We start from the raw sequence: 19,976 nt of genomic DNA on the forward strand, positions 1-19,976 counted from the left end.
GCTATCGATCAAGGTATCAGCAGCGTGGCCGATCAGTCTGCTCCTCTGACTGGGAACGCCACGTCGTCCCTCCAACCTGGCCTGGCACCGCGCCCGAGGCGGAGGACGCGGCGCAGCCCCGTCGAGCAGGCGTCCGGCCGCGACCGGCGCGGCCGCCTGTCAGGCGGGTAAGCCGGGTCACGTCGATCGGGCGTCGGTCGCGACCTTGGCGGCGAGCGCGACGCGGGAGCTGATGCCGAGCTTGGTGTAGATCTTGCCGATGTGGTACTCGACCGTCTTGACGCTGATCAGCAGCTCTGTCGCGATCTGACGGTTGGTCAGGCCGTGGGCCACCAGCGTGGCGGTGCTGAGCTCCTGGGGCGTCAGCCCCAGCCGTACCGTGGCCTGCGGTTCGAGCCCGCACGCCGCCAGCTCCTGCGCGCAGCGGTCCACGAGCGGACGCGCGCCCAGGCGTTCGAAGATCGCGCGGGCGGCGCCGAGCCGTTCCGCGGCCGCCCTGCGCCTGCCTGTGCGGCGTAGGAGCCGTCCGAGGTCCAGCAGCACCCGCGCCTCCTCCAGCGGGCACACCCCCCGCTCGACGAGCGCCAGGGCACTGACGAAGTCCTCCTCGGCCTGCGCGGGAACGTTCCCGGCGGCCAGCAGCAGCGCCCCCAGCCTGATCCGCTCCGCCTGCCGGCGCGGCCCCGCCGCCCCGCCGGCCCTGTCGGACTGCCACGCCGCGCCGAGCTTGCCGAAAGCGGCGAAGGCGCGCTCGGCCTCGGGCAGCCTGCCCTCGGCGATCAGCGCCTCGATCCGGCGCGGCCGCGGGTCGGGCACAAAAGCGTCGGGGATGAACGGGCCCACCACCGACGACACGTCCGCAGCGCCCACCACCGCCGACGCATCGGCAGCGCCGACCACCAACGACGCTTCAGCAGCGCTGACCACCGATGACCCATCTGCAGCGCCGACCACCAGCGACGCCTCGGCAGCGCCGACCACCGACGACTCGTATGCAGCGCCAACCACGCTGGACGCGTCAGCAGCGCTGACCACCGACGACACGTGAGCAGCGCCAACCACCGCCGACGCGTCGGGAGCACCCACCACCCACGACGCGTCCGCAGCGCCTACCACCCGCGACGTATCCTCGATGCCGAGGAGCGCCAGGGCCAGGCCCGCCTGTGTCTCCCCCAGGGCGTGGCGCATGCGGCGGGCGGCGGTCATCGCGGCGCCGGCGTGGGCGAGCGCCCGCTCGTGCTCGCCCAGAGCCGCGAGCGGCGCCACGCACACCGCCTCCAGGCAGGGCAGCAGCCACCGCTGGCCGAGCGCCGCCGCCTCGGCCAGCGCGCGCTCGGCGCGGGCGGCGGCGTCGTGCCAGCGGGCGCACGTGTGCTCGGCGGCGGCCAGCAGCGCGGTGGCCGGCAGCCGATGGTGTGGCAGCCCCGCCTTCTCGGCCTCAGCCACGACCTGCTTCAGCACGGCGCATGCCTGCTCCGGCGCGTCCCGCTCAAGGTGGGCGACGGCCGCCGCGAGGCTGCCGGGCGGGGCGCCGACGCTGGATGCCCCTGCCAGCGCCAGCACGTCGTACGGCCTGGCGATCGTGCCCTGGATCGGCTGCTCGATCGCCAGGCGGGCCCAGCGCACCGCCCCCGCGCGATCCCCCGTCACCAGGTGCAGCCAGGCCAGCTGCTCGGCCACGTCGGCGGCCAGGCCGGGCTCCCGAACCCGCCACGCCTCGTCCAGCAAAACCGACGCCTCGTCGAAGCGCCCGGAGACGAGCGCGAGCCGGCCCAGCACGTACCAGCGCGCCGGCGCCGCGTCTTCCCGGTCGCGTGTGGCCAAGGCTCCGGCGAGCCGTTCCGCGTGGAGCACGTCACCTCCGATGAGAACGTGCTCCAGCGCGGCCGTACGCAGCTCGTCGCGGCGAGCGGGGGCGCGCGCGGCGTCGATGAGCCTGGCGGCCGGCTCCAGATGGGCGGCGGCTTCCCGCCACCGCCCGTGTTGTGCGGCCTTGGCCGCGTACCCGGCCAGTTCCTCGGCCAGCACGTCGTCGGGTCCGCTCGCCGCCGCGGCCCGGTGCCGCAGCGCCGTGCTGGTGTCGCCGGCCTGCGCGGCCGCCGCGAGGTGCAGGCGGGCCCTGGTGCCCGGGCCCAGCCCGTCGTACGCGGCGGCCCGGGCGAGAGGCTCGGGGAAGCCGATCAGCCGGCCGGGCAGCTCCCGGAGCAGCCCGGCGGCGACGGCCTCCTCCAGGGCGTCCAGGGGGTCGTCGAGCCCACCGGCGACGGCCGCGGCCACGTGCAGCGGGCACCCTTCCCCGAGCACGGCACAGGCGGCGACGAGCTGCCTGGCGGCCGGTGCGCAGCCGTCCAGGCGGCGCGCGAAGGGCCGCAGGTAGGTGCCGGAAGCCGGCAGGCATACGGCGGCGTCATCGAGGACGGGCCGGGTCACCGTCGCCAGCAGGGCGCAGGCGTGCAGCGGGTTGCCCCGCGTGTGCTCGCGCAGCCGCTCGGCCGCCTCCTCGCCGAGCCGCGGCAGCGGCAGCGGCAGCGGCTTGCCGGGGAGCACTCCCGATGGCGGCGCCAGGGCGGTGGACAGTTCGGCCAGGTCGGCGGCCCTCAGCCCGCCGAGCGTGATGCGGAGCGTGTCGTCATCGGTCAGGAGGCGTCGCAGCCCGTCGGGCAGCCAGGGGTCGGCGACGTCGCGGACGGCGACCAGCACGAGCACCCGCCCGGCCCGCAGCCGCCGCAGCACGTATCCCAGGGCGTGCAGCGACGGCCGGTCCGCCCACTGGGCGTCGTCGATCAGCACCACCACCGGCCCGTGCGCCTGTAACGCCCCGATGACCTCGCAGATCACCTGCCCCGCCGCGCACGGGTCCTGCCCGGCCGCATCGAGCCCGGCCGCCTCCAGCCCGGCCGCCTCGAGGCCCTCCAGCGCCGAGGCACGTCCGTCCGGGCCCGCCGCATCGTCCGCGAGCTGCCGCAGCACACCGAGGGCGAGCCACCGCTCCCCCTCCTCACCGCCGGCGGCCAGCACCCGCACGCCCGCCTCCCCACCGAGCGTGTGACGGACCAGGGCGGTCTTGCCGATCCCCTCAGGGCCCTGGACCACGACCCTCCTGGCGCGGCCCCCGCCCGCCGCGCGCAGCTCGGCGCGCAGCAGGGCCAGCTCCGCCGTCCTGCCGACGAACATGCCCGCTCCCTCCCCCATGTCAGAGCAAGGTGGGCAATGCCTGATACACGCCGGTCTGTCCAGATGCGGTCAGCCCGCGACAGGCCGCACCCGCCCCCACGCCACGGAGGCGTCGTCGTGCCGCTTCCCCCGGACCGGCCCACGCGCTTCCTCCAGCCCCCGCACGTCCCCGATCACCGCATCCGGCCCCTCGCCGTCCAGCACGGCCACCACGTCGTCCCAGTTCCAGCCGTACCAGTCGACGAGCCGCGCCACCCCGTCGGTGCACACCCCGACCCCTCGCACCTCCCGTACGTCCACCGCCCCGCCCACGCCCTGGCCGGCCGCCTCGGGCCGCGCGGCGGCCACCCAGAAGCCGCCCGGCACGTTCCGCATCCGCCGCACCAGCTCCACCGTGTACGGCCGCCCGCCCGGCAGCCGCTCCAGCCGATCGTCGGCGACCACTGCGACCCCGCCATCCGCCCGCGCGAGCACGACCGGCGAATCGCCCAGCACGAGGTATTCCACACGCCCCCGCCCGATCCGCACCATGGCCACCGTGGCGGACGGCGAATCCGGGTTGCCCAGATCGCACCCGCCGCCGTGCGCCGCCACCGTCTCCTCGATGGCCCGCTCCAGCACCCCGGCCAGCGGCGTGTCACCGTCCGCGGCCAGCCGCGCCGCCAGCGCCCCGCCGAGCCGCGCCACCAGCCAGGACACGTCGTGCACGCAGCCGCTGTCCACCCCGGCCGCCGCCGTGGCCCCGTCGAGCACGACGATCCAGGACGGCCCGGCGATCACCAGATCCTCGTTGGGCCGGTCGGCCGAGCCGGGACGGGTGGCGTAGGTGACCTCCGCGAACATGACAGCGACTGTGCCACAGTTGCCCTCATGACGATGACCTACGAGCTCGGCGACGTCGTGGCCGAGCGGCAGCTGGAGGCCGTCGCCGAGGACGGCGCCCGTACGCCCGTGACGGTGCGGATCGGCAGGCCGAGGCCGGACCGGCTCAGCTCACACGGGGATTGGCGCTGCCCCCATCAGATCGCGGGGCTGGGCGAGGAGCGGGCCGGGGCGGCCTTCGGGGTCGACTCCCTGCAGGCGTTGCTGCTGAGCGTCCACAAGCTGCGGCTGGAGCTGGCCCGGCGCGCGCAGGACGCGCGGGTCCGGCTGGACTGGCTGGACCAGCCGGACCTCGGCCTGAAGGTGGACCCGGAGGTCCACAAGCTCCTCGACTGACGGCGCCTACACGATCACGAGCTCGCGCGGCGTGTTGTTGAGCCGCTCACCTCCGCTGTCGGTGCACACGACGATGTCCTCGATCCTGGCCCCATGCCGCCCCGGCAGGTAGATGCCCGGCTCGACGGAGAAGGCGAAGCCGGGCTCCAGCGGCTCCCCGTTGCCGGCCACGATGTAGGGCTCCTCGTGCGTCTCGATCCCGATCCCGTGCCCGGTCCGGTGGATGAAGTAGTCGCCGTATCCGGCCTCGGCGATCACCTCGCGGGCGGCCGCGTCGACCGACTCGCACGAGACGCCGGGCCGCACCGCCGCGCACGCCGCCTCCTGGGCGCGGCGCAGCACCTCGTAGTAGGCGCTGAAGTCGGCCGGCGGCTCGCCCACGCTGTAGGTGCGCGTGGAGTCGGAGCAGTAGCCGCTGTGCAGCTGGCCGCCGATGTCGACCACCACCGGCTCGCCCTTCTGGATCACCCGGTCGGACACGTCGTGGTGCGGGCTGGCCCCGTTGGGGCCGGAGGCGACGATCACGAAGTCGACCGTCGCGTGCCCGGCCGCCAGGATCGCCTCGGCGATGTCCCTGGCCACGTCGCGCTCGCTCCGCCCGGCGCGCAGGAACTCGGGGACCCGCCGGTGGACGGCGTCGATCGCCTCCCCCGCCTCGCACAGCGCCGCCACCTCGGCCGGGGACTTGCGCATCCGCAACTGCCGCAGCACGCTCCCGGCCAGCACCTGCTCGGCGCCCGGCAGCACCTCGCGGAAGCGCAGCGACGACATGGCCCACATCCGGTCGGCCAGCCCGACCTTGCCGGCCTGCCCCAGCCGGGCCGCCGCGATCGCGTAGGGGTCGTCGGTCTCGTCCCAGGCCACGAACTCCAGCCCGAGCCGCGATGCGGGCGAGGCCTCGGCGGCAGGCAGCTCCAGGCGGGGCACCATCATGAACGGCTCCCCCGCCGCGGGCACCACCAGGCACGTCAGCCGCTCCAGCGGCTTGGCGTCATAGCCGCTCACATAGCGCAGATCGGGCCCTGGCGTGAGCAGCAGGGCGTCAAGGCCGCTCTTGGCGGTGGCCTCCTGCACGGCGGCCAGGCGGGACACGGGATACAGGTCTGAGGACGTCACAGGCCCAAATCTACTCCGCCCCGGGTCTCCCACTATCCGCGAAAAGCTCTCACAACACGGGAAGCACTCGCTACACTCCGTTCAACAACGATCACGTAGTGTGGGGACAATTGTTCAGATCCACTGCACTTTGAGAGTGAGACTATGGTCGACGTCATAGGCGCGGCCGGGCTGCTCGGGCACAAATCCGATGCGGAGTTGCTCGCCGCACGGCTGGCGCACGCGCAGCGGCTCGGCAACATGGGCTGGGCGGAATGGCACCTCCACACCGGCCAGACGATCTGGTCCGAGCAGGTGTATACGATCTTCGGCCGCGACCCGGCCCAGGGTCCCATCGCCCTGCCCCAGCTCGCCAAGCACGTCGAGCCCGCCGACGTGGCCGCGCTGGACCGGCTCCTGTGGTCCGCCGTGCAGAGTGTCGAGCCGGTCCAGGCCGAGTTCCGCATCAGACGCAGCGCGAGCTCCGGGGATCTGCGTGACATTCGCATGGTGCTCGAGCCGCTGATGGCTCCCGGCGGCCCCATCGGCCTGCACGGCGTCATCCAGGACATCACCGGCCGCCGCCGCGCCGAGCGCCTGATGTCGGAATCGCGCCGCCAGCTCCTGGAGGCCCGCGAGCAGGCCGCCGAGGAGCGCCACGTGATGCTGGCGCTGCGCGATGCGATCCTTCCCGACCCCGCCTGCTATCCGGGCCTGCCGGACACCAACATCGCGGTGCGCTACGTGCCCGCCGAGAAGACCGCGAACCTGGGCGGCGACTGGTTCGAGGCGGCTCCCTCCCCCGACGGCCGCCTGCTGCTGGCCATCGGCGACGTCTCCGGCCACGGCCTGCCCGCCATCGCGCACATGGCCCAGCTCCGCCACGCCCTGGTGGGCCTCGCCATGACGGGCCGGCCCGCCAACCGGCTACTGGACTGGCTGAACGAGCTGGTCCTGCACCAGCTCAACGACACCACCGCCACGGCGGTCATCGGGCATCTGGACCCGCGGACCCGGGTGTTCGCCTGGAGCCAGGCCGGCCACCTGGCGCCTATCCTGGTCCGCGACGGGGTGGCCAGTCGGCTCGGCCAGCCCAGGGGCGTGCTGCTCGGCGCCGCGTGCGGGCGCCCGTACGAGCTGGCCACGACCCGGCTGCGGCCCGGGGACGTGCTGCTGCTGTTCACCGACGGCCTGGTCGAGCGGCGCACCCGCGACATCGACGTCGGCCTCGACCTGGCCCTCGCCGCCGCCGCCGACGTGCGGGGAAACGAGCTGGAGTCCGGGCTCGACCGCCTGCTGTCCGACATCGGCGGGCCCAACCCCGAAGACGACGCCTGTCTCCTGGGAGTGGGCATCCTGGGGGATCCCTGCGCATAGACCGGAGCAACGAGCAGAGTCCGAGAGCGGCAGCTTGCGTAACCAGCGAGGACCCGTCGGGAGTGCGACCATAGACACGTGCTGATGGTTCTGGACACCCCGTCCCTCTACTTCCGCGCCTTCTACGGCATACCGGAGTCGATCACGGCCCCCGACGGCTCGCCCGTCAACGCCGTGCGCGGCCTCATCGACATGATCGCCACTCTCGTGCGCAAGCACTCCCCCGCGGAGCTCGCGGCCACCATGGACGCCGACTGGCGTCCGGCCTTCCGCGTGGCGGCGATCCCGACCTACAAGGCGCACCGCGTCGCCCACGGCAACACCGAAGTGGTGCCCGACGCGCTCGTCCCACAGATCGCCGTCATCCAGGAGGTGCTCGACGCGCTCGGCATCGCCCGCCTGGAGTCCGCCGGTTACGAGGCCGACGACGTCATCGGCACGCTCACCCACCGGTCGGGTGGCGCGGTCGACATCGTCACCGGCGACCGCGACCTGTTCCAGCTGGTCGACGACGCCCGACCGGTCCGCGTGCTCTACACCGTCCGCGGCATCCGCAACCTGCAGATCGTGGACGAGGCGTTCGTCACCGCCAAATACGGCGTCCCCGGCCGCGCCTACGCCGACTTCGCCACGCTGCGGGGCGACCCCAGCGACGGCCTGCCCGGCGTGAGCGGCGTCGGCGAGAAGACCGCGGCCGCGCTCATCACCCGCTTCGGCTCCCTCGAGGCCCTGCTCGAGGCCTTGGACGGGGGCGTGACCGATGGCTTCCCCGCCGGCAGCCGCACCAGGCTGGCCGCGGCCCGCGACTACCTGAGCGCCGCTCCCGCGGTGGTCAAGGTGGCCCATGACGCCCCGCTCCCGGCCGCCGACCTGGCGCTGCCGGCCAAGCCGCGCGACCCCGAGGCGCTGGTGCGCCTGGCCGACCGCTACGGCCTGGACGGCCCGCTCAACCGCCTCCTCGACGTGCTGGGCGGCTGACCGCCGCGCGCCGCAAGGCGGCCAGCAGGGCGCCGCTAGGCGGCCAGCAGGGCGCGGACGGCCGCCTGCGCGGCCTCACGCAGGCGGGCGTGCACGAGCACGTTCTCCTCGCGGTCGGTACGCACCTCGACCACGCGCGGCCCCTCGCCGCGCAGCGCCTTCGGCAGCTCCGTGATCTCCGACACCAGCGTGTAGGGCGTCCCGGTCGCGGCCGTCGCATACCCGAGATCGACCCCGTGCGGCGTGCCGAAGACCCGCTCGAACGGGTCGCGCACCGCCGCCTGCGGCAGGAGCGAGAAGATCCCGCCCCCGTCGTTGTTGACCACCACGAAGCACACGTCGGGCCGGGGCTCGCGGGGCCCGAGGATCAGCCCGTTCTGATCGTGCAGGAACGACAGGTCGCCGAGCAGCGCGAAGGCGGGCCCGTTGTGCGCCAGCGCCGCCCCCATCGCGGTCGAGACCAGGCCGTCGATCCCGGAGGCGCCCCGGTTGGCCATCACTCTGATGCCGCGCCGCGGCCGCATCGCCTGGTCCAGGTCCCTGATCGGCATCGACGACCCGCAGAACAGCAGCGCCCCGTTCGGCAGCGCGTCCACCAGGTCCCTGGCCAGGCGCGGCTCGCTGACACCCGAGACGTCGAGCACCTCGTCCACGGCCGACCTGGCCGCGAGGTCCGCCCGTCGCCAGGCGTGCAGCCAGCTGTCGTCGCCCGCGGCCACCGGGATCTCCACCGCCTGCGCCACCTGTGTGGCCGACCTGGTCGGGTCGGGCCAGCGGTCCAGGTCGGGCGCCACCACGATGTGCTCCGCGGTCCGCCGCAGCCAGGACAGCAGCGGCCGCGACAGCCCGGGCCGCCCCAAGGTGACCACCACATCGGGCCGGTGCGCGTCGGCGAACTCGGGCGTCCCCAGCAGGTAGTGGTAGGTCGAGATGGCGTGGTCGCCGTACCGGGCGCCGCCGTTCGGCTCCGACAGCACGGGCCAGCCCGCCATGCCGGCGGCGGCCACGTAGCGGCGCACGTTCGCGGCGCCGTCGCCGACGACCAGCACGCCGCGCCGGGTCGGCGGGATGTGCAGGGCGATCGGCGGGGGAGCGACCCTGGCCCGCACCCACGGGCCGTTGGCGCCGCCGTCGAGCGGCTCGCACCAGGTGGTGTCGCCGTCGGGGATGAGCGGCTCCCTGAAGGCCAGGTTGAGATGGACAGGGCCGGGGTTCGCCGGGCCGGCGGCCCGCTGGTAGGCGCGGCAGGCCAGCGACCGCCAGTAGGCCACCTGCCCGGGGCGGTCCTCCGGCACGCCGACCTCGGCGAACCAGCGCGTGGCCGTCCCGTAGAGCTTGATCTGGTCGATCGTCTGGTTGGCGCCGGTGCCGCGCAGCTCGGGCGGGCGGTCGGCGGTGAGCACCAGCAGCGGCACGCCCGACTCGCTCGCCTCGATCACGGCCGGGTGGAAGTTCGCGGTGGCCGTGCCGGACGAGCAGATCAGCGCGACCGGCCGCTCGGACCGCTTGGCCAGCCCGAGCGCCAGGTATGACGCCGAGCGCTCATCGATGCGCACGTGCAGCCGCACCCGCGACTCGGCGTGCAGCGCCAGCGCCAGCGGGGCCGAGCGCGAGCCGGGCGCCAGCACCACGTCGGTCAGGCCGCAGCGCACCAGCTCGTCGACCAGCACGGTGGCCAGCGCGGTCGCGGGGTTCAACGTGACGCCTCCTGCATCCGGCGAAGCCACTGGGGAGATTCAATCTCAAAAGCCGACAACTGCTGATCATCCACCGATGGGCGGCGCACCGCCAGCCGCCCGTCCACGGGCGTCAGCGGGTCGTCCACGACGTCGCCCGCGAGCAGCGGCAGCGTGCCGAGCCCGCACGCGTACGGCAACGACGGCAGCGCCGCCGCCAGCGCCAGCCCCGCCGCGAGACCTACAGAGGTTTCGACGGCGCTGGAGACCACGGCGGGCAGCCCGCACGCCTCCACCACCCGCAGCGCGTTTCGCACCCCGCCCAGCGGCTGTACCTTGACCACCGCGACGTCGGCCGCCTCGGCCGCCCTGACCCGCAGCGGATCCTCGGCCCGCCGGATGGACTCGTCGGCGGCGATCGGCACGTCGCAGGCCCGCCGCACCGCCGCCAGCTCCTCCAGCGTGGCGCACGGCTGCTCGGCGTACTCCAGGTCGTAGGTGTCCAGGCGCTTCAGCCGCCGCACGGCCTCATCGACGCTCCACGCGCCGTTGACGTCGACCCGGAGCCTGCCCGCCGGGCCGAGCGCGTCACGCACGGCCTCCACCCTGGCCACGTCCTCGTCGAACGTCTGCCCCCGCTCGCCCACCTTGACCTTGGCCGTGCCGCAGCCGGAGCGCCGCACCAGCTCGTAGGCCCGCTCGGGATCGACCGCAGGCACCGTCGCGTTGACGGGAACGCTGTCGCGCACCGGCTCCGGCCAGCCCTCGAAGGCCGCCTCGCGGGCGCACGCCAGCCACCGGGCGCACTCGCGCGGGCCGTACTCCGGAAACGGGGAGAACTCCCCCCACCCCGCCGGGCCGCGCAGCAGCACCCCTTCTCTGACGGTCTGTCCCCGGAAACGCAGGCGCATCGGGATTCGGAAGACCGCGGGAACCCCGGGAGCTTCGGGAGAACCTGCCACGACCCTCCCCGCTTCCCTGCGCCGCTGTCCGACGTGTCGCCATTAACCTTACGAGCATGTGGAGGAACCCGTCGCATCCGGACCGTCCGCTGCATGCCATTGTGCAGCCTCCGGGACCCGCGCTGTTCACGGCCGTCCGCGACGCGCTGACCGGCGACGGACCCGCCGTCCTCCCCCTGCCTCCCGGCCAGGCCGATGCCGCGCTGGCCGCGCTGCGCCCCACCCACGTCGACGGGACGCCCCAGGACGGCGGCGCCGGCGTGCCCGCCGACGTGGCGGTCGTGATCGCCACCAGCGGCAGCACCGGCACGCCCAAGGGCGTGATGCTCTCGGCCACCGCGCTGCGCGCCTCCGCGGCCGCCTCCCTGCGGCGCGTGGAGGCCTCCAAGGGCGAGCGCTGGCTGTGCTGCCTGCCCGTCTCCCACGTCTCCGGCCTGCAGGTCCTGGTGCGCGCCCTGCTGTCGGACAGCGAGCCGATCATCCACCCGCGCTTCGACCCGCGCGCGGTCCTGGACTCCGGCGCCGACCACGTCTCGCTGGTGCCGACCCAGCTGCACCGGCTCGTGGAGCTGGAGGCCGACCTGTCGGGGTTCCGCACCATCCTGCTCGGCGGCGCCGCGCCCCGTCCTGGCCTGCTGGAGCGGGCCCGGGACCTCGGCGGCCGGATCGTGACGACGTACGGGATGAGCGAGACGTGCGGCGGCTGCGTGTACGACGGCCAGCCCCTTTACAATGTAGATCTCAAGATCGGCGAGGACGGGCTGATCCGGATCGCCGGTCCCGTGCTCTTCTCCGGCTACCGCTCCGGCGAGCCCGCCCCGTTCGACGGCGGCTGGTTCGTCACCTCCGACCTGGGCGAGCTGGCCGGCGGGCGGCTGCGGGTGCTGGGCCGGGCAGACGACGTCATCAACACCGGTGGCGAGAAGGTCATGGCCGCCGCCGTGGCCGCCGTGCTCGGCACCCACCCCGCGATCGCCGACGTGGCCGTGATCGGCGTGCCCGACCCCGAATGGGGCGAGCTCGTCACCGCGGTCGTGGTCCCCGCCGCCCCCGACACGCCACTCACGCTTGCCCAATTGCGGGCATACTGCCGCGATAGGCTTCCCCCTCACGCCACCCCGCGCGAGCTGCGCCTGGTCACCGGACTGCCGCTGCTGCCGAACGGCAAGACCGATCTGGTACGGCTGAAAGCAGGAACCTGACGAGGTGCGGCTGCGTCAGAGTGGGGAGAAGGAGGGAGCCTTCATGGACCAGACCCGCAAGATGTGGGCATCCGCGGCCATCATCGGCGCCATCGTCATCGCCGGCGTCTCAGTCGCGGCGGCCGCCTCCGCGGGCAGGCTCGACCAGGTCGGCGAGGAGACCAGAGCTGTGGTGGAGAAGGCATCACCGTCCGGCCCGCCGGCGACGCCGGCCCCGTCTCCCGAGCCCACCGATGACGACATCGTGGTCTCCCGGGAGGTCAACCCCGACCCCAGCAAGGTGCTCGAATACTGGACGGACGAGCGCATGGAGGACGCCGAGCCCATGCCCATGCCGGAGGTCACGACCGGCGAGATCGACGTGACCGAGTAAGACCCGCACGAGGGACGGCTCGCCACATGGGCGATCCGTCCCTTTTTGGCATTTCGTCCAGGCGGGAACAAATGGCGGAGAATGGCGTTATTGATACTGGTGCGCCGTGCGGACAACGAAGCCGCCCGCCATAACCTGCCTGATCGCTTCTACTCCGTACGGAGGAGGTGTCCTCATGCCCACATCCGCCGTGGCGACCCCACCCGCGACTCTCGACCAATTGCTTGAACGAGGGCGTAACCAGGGTCACCTTTCTCTGGCGGAGCTGCGTGACGCGTTCGCCGAAGCCGGGATCAGCCCCTCTGAGGGCCGCACGATACTGCGCGAGCTGTCGGAGGCCGGCGTGAGCCTGGCCGCCGAGAACGAGCCGTCGCTCAGCAAGACCGCCCCCAAGAAGACCACCACCAGGAAGCCCGCACAGTCGAGGGCCACCGAGGAGCAGGAAGAAGCCGCTCCGAAGAAGTCTCCGACCTCGCGAGCAAAGGCTACCGGCCGTAAGGCGGCCAAGGCAAAAACCGACATGCCGGCCGCGGCGAAGGGCGTCGTCCCGCCCGACCCCAAGCCGGAACACGAGGAGGACGTGCCCGACGACATCGTCATGACCTCTGAGAACGAAGAAATCGAGACCGAGCAGCTCGACCTGGACGACACGCAGTCCACCATGGGCGACTCGGTGCACACCTACCTCAAGTCCATCGGCCGCCGCACGCTGCTGACCGCGGCACAGGAGGTCGAGCTGGCCAGGCGGATCGAAGCCGGACTGTACGCCGAGTACAAGCTGGAGACCCACCCCGAGCTGCCGCTGGACGTCCGCGAGGACCTGCGCATGGTCGTCGAGGACGGCCGGCAGGCCAAGGACCACATGCTGGAGGCCAACCTGCGGCTGGTCGTCTCGGTGGCCAAGAAGTACACCGACCGCGGCATGTCCCTGCTGGACGTGGTCCAGGAGGGCAACCTGGGACTGATCAGGGCCGTGGAGAAGTTCGACTACACCAAGGGTTTCAAGTTCTCCACCTACGCCATGTGGTGGATCAGGCAGGCCATCCAGCGCGGCTTCGCCGACTCCGCGCGAACGATCCGGCTGCCCGTCCACGTGCTGGAGATGCTCTCCAAGCTGTCGCGGATCGAGCGTGACATGCACCAGCGCCTGGGGCGCGAGCCCACGCCCGAGGAGCTGGCGATCGAGCTGGACAAGACGCCGGACCAGATCGAAGAGCTGCTGCGCACCAGCCGCCAGCCGATCTCGCTGAACGCGACGATCGGCGAGGACGGGGAGACCACGATCGGCGACCTCATCGAGGACGTCGACTCGCCGGAGGCCTCGGAGATCGTCGACCGCCAGCTGCTGGGCGACCAGCTGCGCGGTGTGCTCGACAACCTCTCGCCGCGGGAGTCGAAGATCATGGCGCTGCGGTTCGGCCTGGTGGACGGCAAGCCGCACACGCTCGACGAGATCGGCAAGCACCTGGGGCTGACCCGGGAGCGGATCCGTCAGCTGGAGAAGGAGTCGCTGTCCAAGCTGCGCCACCCGAGCAACACCCGCCCGCTGCTCGACTGGGCCAGCTGACCGCTCTGAAGCAAAGCCCCGGCCACACGAGGGAGGCGTGACCGGGGCTTTTCCATGCGCGCGTCGAGTCAGACGGTGGAGGGCACCGGGCGGGGCACGCTCGGGATCCCCCACAGCCGGTTTTCCTCGCGCAGCGTCCGCAGCCGCTCCACCTCATCGGTCCACATCCGGCCGGCCGGCGTGGCCCGGGCCTTGCGCCGCGCGATCCGATCGTCGTAGGACTTCACCCCGAACGTGGCCCGCTGCCCCGCCTCGGCGGCCCGCAGCGCGTCGGTCAGCGCCCGGTCGAACGCCCGCCCCGCGGCCAGCAGCTCGATGTCGTCGGCGGCCGCGGCCCGCAGCTCCCGCAGCAGCTGCTCGGCCTGCCGCGCCTTCTCGAGCAGCTCGGGAAAGCTCTTGGAGATCTCCTGGTCCGCGTGATAGCGAACCTCGGCCTCCCGGCTCACCCGCGGACGGAAAAACGCCATCGACCCTGCCCTTTCGCCAGCCTGCACCTCATTCAACGGCCAAGAGTACGCCGTCGCGCGACACGAACTGAAATCACCCCGGCGCGGCGGCCTTTACATTGTAAGATGATCGCCATGCCCGCCAAGCGACCACCCGTTCCCCTCTCCCGCGAGCGCATCATCGAGGCCGCGCTCCACATCGCCGACAGCCAGGGCCTGCGCCGGCTGACCATGCGGCGCCTGGGCGACGCCCTGCAGGTGGAGGCCATGGCCATCTACCACCACCTGCCCCGGGGCAAGGAGGCGCTGATGGACGCCCTGGCCGAGCACGTCACCACCGTGACCGTGGAGCAGGGCTCGACCTGGCAGGAGACGGCCAAGGCCTGGTGCCGGGCCGAGCGCGAGCTGCTCCGCGAGCACCCGGGCGTGCTCGCCCTGGCGCTGACCAAACCCCCGAAGGGGGCCACGGCCCTCGCCATCAGGGAGCAGGTCGAACAACTCGCCGACGGCGGCCTGGACGACGCGGCGCAGGGCGTCCGCGCGCTGCGGGCCTTCGTGTTCGGCAGCGTCGCCGTCGAGGTCCAGCAGTCCGGCTGGGCCGATCCCGAAGTCGACGAGTGGGTAAGACGGGATGAAAGAGCCGACATGGACTTCGAGCGCGGACTCGACGCTCTCCTCAAGGGTTTGCAAACGTGATGCGCGTGTCACGCTTGGCCCGTTATCCTGCATAAGGCACGCTGTGTCGAAGGTCACACGTTCCGGGGACCCCCCCTGTAACAGTCCGAAGGACTATGTCGGAATGTGTGACGGACATCGCACACTTGCCAAAACGACAACCCGAGCCGCTCCCGTCCCTCAGCGGGGGCATTTCACGAGATATCGGAGGCACGCCGATGTGCCCGCACGACCCGGCCTGTCCGGATGCAGAGGCGCCAGACCGCGAGAAGGCACGCACTCTCGCCTGCCACCCCGAGCAGGGATGGAGCCTGCTCTGCAACGGCGTCGTCCTGTTCGAGGACACCGGGGAGCTCCTGCCCAGCGGCGCCAGCATCGAACCGCACCGGCCCGTGGTCGGCGCGGCCTGACCTGCGGACCTACGCGTAGTGGGTGATCCACTCCGCCACCACCTCGCCCACCCGGGCGGGGTCCTTTTTCAGGTCGTGGCCCTCCCCCGGCAGTACCACCAGGCGCGCCGCGTCCGCCGCGTCGGGGATGCCGAACGGATCACGATCTCCGCTGACGCACAGGACATCCACTCCAGCGCCGCGTAGCTCCTCGGCCCTGGACCGCTCTGGCTTGCCGGGCGGATGCAGCGGGAAGGCCAGCGCCACGACCGCCGCCGCGCCGACCGCCTGGGCCGTACGGCAGGCGACCCGCGCCCCGTTGCTCCGCCCGCCCTGCACCAGCGGCAGCTCCGGCCACCGCGCACGCAGCTCGCTCAGGACGATCTCCCACGCCTCGTCCTGCCGGGCCGGCGAGCCGGGCGCCCGCGCCCCCGCCACCCTGAACGCCTGGCTCACCCTCGCCACGACGGCCCCGGCCCCCAGCGCGGCGGCACGCACGGCCACCAGGTCGGGAGCGTCCACTCCCCCGGCGGCCCCGTGGGTCAGCACGAGCAGCAGCCGTGGCTCGGCCACCTCGTCGACCTCGACCATCGCGGGTCCTCGCGGGGTCATGACCTCCATGGGAGAACCGTACCTTCGGACGATTCCGGCCTACCCCTCAGGGCTGATGACGGCGTGCCGCGTACGGGGCATGATTTTCCTATGCCAGACAAGCGTCCCCTCCGGGATGATCTACAGGCCACGCTCGACGCGCGCCGCGACCTCGGCCCGGACTACGAAGCCGCGCTGGTCGAGTCGTTCGTGGAACGTCTCGACGAGACGATCGCCGCCCGCGTGCAGGCCGAGCTGGCCGTACGCGGCGCCACCCCACACCGGCACCAGGGCAAGAACCCCGGCGCCGCGATGATCCCGATCGCGCTGGGGTCGATGGGCATCGGCATCCCGCTGACGGCGATCGCGGCGGGCAACGCCGGCCTGGTGGGGCTGACGATCACCTGGCTGGCGATCGTCATCATCAACGTGGCCGCCGCCGCGGCCATCATGCGCCGCGGCTGAGCCGGACCATCAGGCGTCGCGGTCGTAGCGGAGGCGGACCTCGGCTGCCAGGCTCTCGTCCTCGTGCTCCAGCCCGTACGCCCACACCCGCTCGGCGTCCTCCTCCCGCCCGCGCAGCGGCAGGGTGCGGGCCAGCAGCTCGATGGCCAGCGCGCTGGTCTGGGGGTCGGCGCCGCCCTCCACGGTGTCGGCGAACTCGGCGCAGGCCAGCTCCAGATGCGCGATCCCCAGCTGCACCCGCAGCCCCGGCACATCCTCCTCGGGAGCCGACTCCAGCGCCTCCATGAGGACGTCGGCCGCCATCCCAGGCTCGTCGTGCTCCATCAGCAGATCGGCCAGCTGCCGGGCCGCGTGCGCGCCGATCTGGCCGTCGCCGGCCGCCATGGCGGCCCGCAGCTCCGCCTCCGCCTCCTCGAGGCTCGTGGCCAGCCGGGCCAGCGCGAGATGGGCCAGCGGCACGTACGCGGCGGTGCCGACGCCCAGCACGGCCTGCCAGGCGGCCCTGGCCTGCTCGGCCCGGCCCTCCCGCTCGAAGCCCTGCGCGAGATGGCAGGCGGCCTGCGCGGCGTATTCAGGATGTCCGGTGGCCAGCGCGGTCCTGGCCGCGGCGCGGGCGGCCTCGACGTCGCCGCGCTCCTCCAGCACCACGGCCAGCCCCACGGCGGCCTGGGCCCGGTCGGGTCCTTCAGGGTCGGCGGCCAGCCGGCTCAGGATGGCGGCGGCTCCGTCGAGATCACCGTCCTCGGCGAGGCGGCGGGCGGTGTCGAGGGGCGGTGTCTCCAGCTCTGAGAACGTCAAGAGAGCTCCTTCTGGCGACGGTCGCACGAAGCTTAACCACTTCTGGCGATCATGTCTGCTCAGTTGACGCTGAAGGACTGGCCGGCCCTAGATCCAGGGCCGGCCGGACGGCTCAGTCCTCGTAGGCCTCCAGCGGCGGGCACGAGCACACCAGGTTGCGGTCCCCGTACGCCTGGTCGATGCGGCGCACCGGCACCCAGTACTTGCCGTCCCGCAGCGACGGCACCGGGTAGGCGGCCTCCGTCCGCGAGTAAGGGTGCGCCCACTCGTCGGCGACGACGGACTCGGCCGTGTGCGGCGCGTTGCGCAGCGGGTTGTCGGTCTTGTCGTAGTCGCCGGACGCCACCTTGGAGATCTCCCCCCGGATGGCGATCATCGCCTCCGCGAACCGGTCGAGCTCGTCGAGGTCCTCGCTCTCGGTCGGCTCGATCATCAGCGTCCCGGCCACCGGGAACGACATCGTAGGCGCGTGGAAGCCGTAGTCGATGAGCCGCTTGGCCACGTCGTCCACGGTGACGCCGGTCTCCTTGGTGATCTGCCGCAGGTCGATGATGCACTCGTGGGCCACCAGCCCGCCGCGCCCGGTGTACAGCACCGGGTAGTGGGGGGCCAGGCGCCGGGCGAGGTAGTTGGCCGACAGGATGGCCTGCTCGGTCGCCGCGGTCAGGCCGTCCGAGCCCATCATCCTGATGTACGCCCACGAGATCGGCAGGATCCCCGCCGACCCGTACGGGGCGGCCGAGACGGGCCCCACGGGCGTGTCGTTGTGCAGCGGGTGGCCGGGCAGGTAGCGCGCCAGGTGGGCGCGCACCGCCACCGGGCCGACACCCGGGCCGCCGCCGCCGTGCGGGATGCAGAACGTCTTGTGCAGGTTGAGATGGGACACGTCGGCCCCGAACTCGCCCGGCTTGGCCAGACCGACCAGCGCGTTGAGGTTGGCGCCGTCGACGTAGACCTGCCCGCCGGCGCCGTGCACCTTGGCGCACACCTCGGTGATGCTCTCCTCGTACACGCCGTGCGTCGACGGGTACGTCACCATGATCGCGGCCAGCGCGTCCCGGTGCTTGTCGATCTTGGCGTCGAGGTCGGCCAGGTCGATGTTGCCGTCGGCGTCGCAGGCCACGACCACCACGCGCATCCCCGCCATGACGGCGCTGGCGGCGTTGGTGCCGTGCGCGGAGGACGGGATGAGGCAGACGTCGCGCCCGCTCTCGCCGTTCGCGCGGTGGTAGGCGCGGATGGCCAGCAGCCCGGCGAACTCGCCCTGCGAGCCGGCGTTCGGCTGGATCGACACCGCGTCGTAGCCGGTGATCTCGGCCAGCCAGCGCTCCAGCGTGCCGATCAGCTCCGTGTAGCCCGCGGCCTGGGCCTCCGGCGCGAACGGGTGGATCGCGGCGAACTCGGGCCAGGTGATCGGCTCCATCTCGGTGCTGGCGTTCAGCTTCATCGTGCAGGAGCCGAGCGGGATCATCGAGCGGTCCAGCGCGATGTCCTTGTCTTGCAGCTTGCGCAGGTAACGCAGCATCGCCGTCTCGGAGTGGTGGCCGTGGAAGACCGGGTGGGTCAGGTACGCCGACTCGCGCAGCAGCGCGGCGGGCAACGCGTCGGCGTCCAAGGCCACCTCGGATCCGTCCACGCCGAACGCCGCCCACACCTTGGTCACCTCGGCGGCGCCGGTCTTCTCGTCGCAGGCGACCGAGACGTGGTCGGCGTCGGCCTGCCACAGGTTGACGCCCCGCTCGGCGGCCGCGGCGACGACCTCGGCGGCCCGGCCGGGCACGCGGACCAGGACGGTGTCGAAGAACTCGCGGTGCACGACCTCCAGGCCGGCCTCGCGCAGCCCGTCGGCGAGGGCGACCGCGTGCCGGTGGACCCGGTGGGCGATGCGGCGCAGCCCGTCGGGGCCGTGGTAGACGGCGTACATGCCGGCGATGACGGCGAGCAGGACCTGCGCGGTGCAGATGTTGCTGGTGGCCTTCTCGCGGCGGATGTGCTGCTCACGGGTCTGCAGGGCCAGCCGGTAGGCGGGGTCACCGTCGGCGTCGACGGACACGCCGACCAGGCGGCCCGGCATCTGCCGCTGCAGCCCCTCGCGTACCGACATGTAAGCGGCGTGCGGCCCGCCGAACCCGAACGGCACCCCGAAACGCTGCGAGGAGCCGATCGCGATGTCGGCGCCGAGCTCGCCCAGCGCGGCCACGAGCGTGAGGGCCAGCAGGTCGGCGGCGGCCACGACGAGCGCGCCCGCCTCGTGCGCGGCGGCGGCCACGGCGCGGAAGTCACGCAGCCGCCCGGAGGCTCCCGGATACTGGACGAGCACGCCGAAGCACGCGGGCAGCTCGCCGTCGAGCGGGTGCTCCACGAGCGTGATGCCGAGCGGCTCGGCGCGGGTGGCCAGCACCCGCTTGGTCTGCGGCAGCGCGTCGGCGTCGACCACGAACACGTTGCTCTTGGACTTGCCGGCGCGCCGGGCCAGCGTCATGGCCTCGGCGGCGGCCGTGGCCTCGTCGAGAAGGGAGGCCCCGGCGACGGGCAGGCCGGTGAGGTCGGAGACGACCGTCTGGAAGTTCAGCAGCGCCTCGAGGCGGCCCTGCGAGATCTCCGGCTGGTAGGGCGTGTACGCGGTGTACCAGCCCGGGTTCTCCAGCAGGTTGCGGCGGATCACCGCGGGCGTGATCGTGTCGTGGTAGCCCAGGCCGATCATCGAGGTCAGCACCCGGTTGCGGTCGGCGAGGGCGCGGAGCTCGGCGATCGCCTCGGTCTCGCTCGCGGCGGCGGGCAGCTGGAGCCGGTCCTTGGCCCTGATGGCCTCGGGGACGGCCACGGCCACCAGATCGGACACGGACTCGAAGCCGACGGCCTCGAGCATGCGCTGCTGCTCGGCAGCGGAGGGGCCGATGTGCCGGGATGAGAACGGCGGAGCTGACAGGTCGGTCATGGACAGTGCCTCCCGAGGCTATGGAGACCGGCGCCAGGGCGCGGGCGAGTGC

At 72.9% G+C, this 19,976-nt stretch carries 18 protein-coding genes; 9 read left to right on the forward strand and 9 right to left on the reverse strand.

Going from position 1 to position 19,976, the window contains the following annotated elements:
- Positions 1 to 177: 177 nt before the first annotated feature.
- Positions 178 to 3,174, reverse strand: coding sequence for a helix-turn-helix transcriptional regulator (locus tag Q9G87_RS24765; RefSeq protein WP_305918836.1), 2,997 nt, complete (start codon positions 3,172 to 3,174; stop codon positions 178 to 180).
- Positions 3,175 to 3,243: 69 nt separating this feature from the next.
- Positions 3,244 to 4,017, reverse strand: coding sequence for a protein phosphatase 2C domain-containing protein (locus tag Q9G87_RS24770; protein ID WP_305918837.1), 774 nt, complete (start codon positions 4,015 to 4,017; stop codon positions 3,244 to 3,246).
- A gap of 27 nt (positions 4,018 to 4,044) precedes the next feature.
- On the opposite strand from Q9G87_RS24770, the gene Q9G87_RS24775 reads away from it, so the two are divergent.
- On the forward strand, positions 4,045 to 4,392 hold the full coding sequence (locus tag Q9G87_RS24775; protein ID WP_305918838.1) for a DUF6968 family protein: 348 nt from the start codon (positions 4,045 to 4,047) through the stop codon (positions 4,390 to 4,392).
- Positions 4,393 to 4,398: 6 nt separating this feature from the next.
- Here Q9G87_RS24775 and Q9G87_RS24780 read toward each other — a convergent pair whose 3' ends face one another.
- Positions 4,399 to 5,508 (reverse strand): M24 family metallopeptidase, encoded by a 1,110-nt coding sequence (locus Q9G87_RS24780; RefSeq protein ID WP_305918839.1) that lies wholly within the window; start codon positions 5,506 to 5,508, stop codon positions 4,399 to 4,401.
- A 144-nt stretch (positions 5,509 to 5,652) separates the two neighbouring features.
- Between Q9G87_RS24780 and Q9G87_RS24785 the strand changes: the two genes are divergently transcribed.
- Positions 5,653 to 6,864 (forward strand): PP2C family protein-serine/threonine phosphatase, encoded by a 1,212-nt coding sequence (locus Q9G87_RS24785; RefSeq protein ID WP_305918840.1) that lies wholly within the window; start codon positions 5,653 to 5,655, stop codon positions 6,862 to 6,864.
- A gap of 84 nt (positions 6,865 to 6,948) precedes the next feature.
- Entirely contained in the window at positions 6,949 to 7,842 is an 894-nt protein-coding gene (locus tag Q9G87_RS24790; RefSeq protein WP_305918933.1) for a 5'-3' exonuclease, read from the forward strand.
- A 35-nt stretch (positions 7,843 to 7,877) separates the two neighbouring features.
- Here the strand turns inward: Q9G87_RS24790 and menD are convergent, their stop codons facing one another.
- Entirely contained in the window at positions 7,878 to 9,539 is a 1,662-nt protein-coding gene (gene menD / locus Q9G87_RS24795; protein WP_305918841.1) for a 2-succinyl-5-enolpyruvyl-6-hydroxy-3-cyclohexene-1-carboxylic-acid synthase, read from the reverse strand.
- Entirely contained in the window at positions 9,536 to 10,480 is a 945-nt protein-coding gene (locus Q9G87_RS24800; RefSeq protein ID WP_305918842.1) for an o-succinylbenzoate synthase, read from the reverse strand. The genes menD and Q9G87_RS24800 overlap by 4 nt, the downstream gene beginning before the upstream one ends.
- A 56-nt stretch (positions 10,481 to 10,536) precedes the next feature.
- Here Q9G87_RS24800 and Q9G87_RS24805 point away from each other — a divergent pair, with 56 nt between their 5' ends.
- The 3 genes from Q9G87_RS24805 to Q9G87_RS24815 all read left to right on the forward strand — a co-directional run bounded on the left by Q9G87_RS24805 (position 10,537) and on the right by Q9G87_RS24815 (position 13,622).
- Complete coding sequence (locus Q9G87_RS24805; protein WP_305918843.1) at positions 10,537 to 11,682, forward strand: AMP-binding protein; 1,146 nt, start codon at positions 10,537 to 10,539, stop codon at positions 11,680 to 11,682.
- 43 nt (positions 11,683 to 11,725) lie between these two features.
- Positions 11,726 to 12,055: a hypothetical protein gene (locus tag Q9G87_RS24810; RefSeq protein WP_305918844.1), complete on the forward strand. Its 330-nt coding sequence runs from the start codon at positions 11,726 to 11,728 to the stop codon at positions 12,053 to 12,055.
- Positions 12,056 to 12,230: 175 nt separating this feature from the next.
- Positions 12,231 to 13,622: an RNA polymerase sigma factor gene (locus tag Q9G87_RS24815; protein WP_305918845.1), complete on the forward strand. Its 1,392-nt coding sequence runs from the start codon at positions 12,231 to 12,233 to the stop codon at positions 13,620 to 13,622.
- Between the two features lie 68 nt (positions 13,623 to 13,690).
- On the opposite strand, the gene Q9G87_RS24820 is transcribed toward Q9G87_RS24815, so the two are convergent.
- On the reverse strand, positions 13,691 to 14,089 hold the full coding sequence (locus Q9G87_RS24820) for a hypothetical protein (RefSeq protein WP_305918846.1): 399 nt from the start codon (positions 14,087 to 14,089) through the stop codon (positions 13,691 to 13,693).
- A 114-nt stretch (positions 14,090 to 14,203) separates the two neighbouring features.
- Here Q9G87_RS24820 and Q9G87_RS24825 point away from each other — a divergent pair, with 114 nt between their 5' ends.
- On the forward strand, positions 14,204 to 14,764 hold the full coding sequence (locus Q9G87_RS24825; RefSeq protein WP_305918847.1) for a TetR/AcrR family transcriptional regulator C-terminal domain-containing protein: 561 nt from the start codon (positions 14,204 to 14,206) through the stop codon (positions 14,762 to 14,764).
- A 197-nt stretch (positions 14,765 to 14,961) separates the two neighbouring features.
- Positions 14,962 to 15,153, forward strand: coding sequence for a DUF5999 family protein (locus Q9G87_RS24830; RefSeq protein ID WP_305918848.1), 192 nt, complete (start codon positions 14,962 to 14,964; stop codon positions 15,151 to 15,153).
- Positions 15,154 to 15,162: 9 nt separating this feature from the next.
- Here Q9G87_RS24830 and Q9G87_RS24835 read toward each other — a convergent pair whose 3' ends face one another.
- Entirely contained in the window at positions 15,163 to 15,753 is a 591-nt protein-coding gene (locus Q9G87_RS24835) for an alpha/beta hydrolase family protein (RefSeq protein ID WP_305918849.1), read from the reverse strand.
- Between the two features lie 81 nt (positions 15,754 to 15,834).
- On the opposite strand from Q9G87_RS24835, the gene Q9G87_RS24840 reads away from it, so the two are divergent.
- On the forward strand, positions 15,835 to 16,188 hold the full coding sequence (locus tag Q9G87_RS24840; protein ID WP_305918850.1) for a hypothetical protein: 354 nt from the start codon (positions 15,835 to 15,837) through the stop codon (positions 16,186 to 16,188).
- A gap of 9 nt (positions 16,189 to 16,197) precedes the next feature.
- Here the strand turns inward: Q9G87_RS24840 and Q9G87_RS24845 are convergent, their stop codons facing one another.
- Both Q9G87_RS24845 and gcvP read right to left on the reverse strand, forming a co-directional pair.
- The gene (locus tag Q9G87_RS24845; protein ID WP_305918851.1) at positions 16,198 to 16,986 is read right to left on the reverse strand and encodes a YfgM family protein; all 789 of its coding nucleotides are present in this window, start codon (positions 16,984 to 16,986) and stop codon (positions 16,198 to 16,200) included.
- A gap of 112 nt (positions 16,987 to 17,098) precedes the next feature.
- The gene (gcvP, locus tag Q9G87_RS24850; RefSeq protein ID WP_305918852.1) at positions 17,099 to 19,924 is read right to left on the reverse strand and encodes an aminomethyl-transferring glycine dehydrogenase; all 2,826 of its coding nucleotides are present in this window, start codon (positions 19,922 to 19,924) and stop codon (positions 17,099 to 17,101) included.
- Positions 19,925 to 19,976: the final 52 nt, after the last annotated feature.

Origin of the sequence: Nonomuraea turcica, assembly GCF_030718205.1 — a bacterium.
GTDB lineage: Bacteria > Actinomycetota > Actinomycetes > Streptosporangiales > Streptosporangiaceae > Nonomuraea.

Coding starts and splice junctions, on each gene's coding strand:
- Q9G87_RS24765 (WP_305918836.1), bottom strand. CDS start 3,174: ATGTTCGTCGGCAGGACGGCGGAGCTGGCCCTGCTGCGCGCCGAGCTG.
- Q9G87_RS24770 (WP_305918837.1), bottom strand. CDS start 4,017: ATGTTCGCGGAGGTCACCTACGCCACCCGTCCCGGCTCGGCCGACCGG.
- Q9G87_RS24775 (WP_305918838.1), top strand. CDS start 4,045: ATGACGATGACCTACGAGCTCGGCGACGTCGTGGCCGAGCGGCAGCTG.
- Q9G87_RS24785 (WP_305918840.1), top strand. CDS start 5,653: ATGGTCGACGTCATAGGCGCGGCCGGGCTGCTCGGGCACAAATCCGAT.
- Q9G87_RS24790 (WP_305918933.1), top strand. CDS start 6,949: ATGGTTCTGGACACCCCGTCCCTCTACTTCCGCGCCTTCTACGGCATA.
- Q9G87_RS24805 (WP_305918843.1), top strand. CDS start 10,537: ATGTGGAGGAACCCGTCGCATCCGGACCGTCCGCTGCATGCCATTGTG.
- Q9G87_RS24810 (WP_305918844.1), top strand. CDS start 11,726: ATGGACCAGACCCGCAAGATGTGGGCATCCGCGGCCATCATCGGCGCC.
- Q9G87_RS24815 (WP_305918845.1), top strand. CDS start 12,231: ATGCCCACATCCGCCGTGGCGACCCCACCCGCGACTCTCGACCAATTG.
- Q9G87_RS24820 (WP_305918846.1), bottom strand. CDS start 14,089: ATGGCGTTTTTCCGTCCGCGGGTGAGCCGGGAGGCCGAGGTTCGCTAT.
- Q9G87_RS24825 (WP_305918847.1), top strand. CDS start 14,204: ATGCCCGCCAAGCGACCACCCGTTCCCCTCTCCCGCGAGCGCATCATC.
- Q9G87_RS24830 (WP_305918848.1), top strand. CDS start 14,962: ATGTGCCCGCACGACCCGGCCTGTCCGGATGCAGAGGCGCCAGACCGC.
- Q9G87_RS24835 (WP_305918849.1), bottom strand. CDS start 15,753: ATGGAGGTCATGACCCCGCGAGGACCCGCGATGGTCGAGGTCGACGAG.
- Q9G87_RS24840 (WP_305918850.1), top strand. CDS start 15,835: ATGCCAGACAAGCGTCCCCTCCGGGATGATCTACAGGCCACGCTCGAC.
- gcvP (WP_305918852.1), bottom strand. CDS start 19,924: ATGACCGACCTGTCAGCTCCGCCGTTCTCATCCCGGCACATCGGCCCC.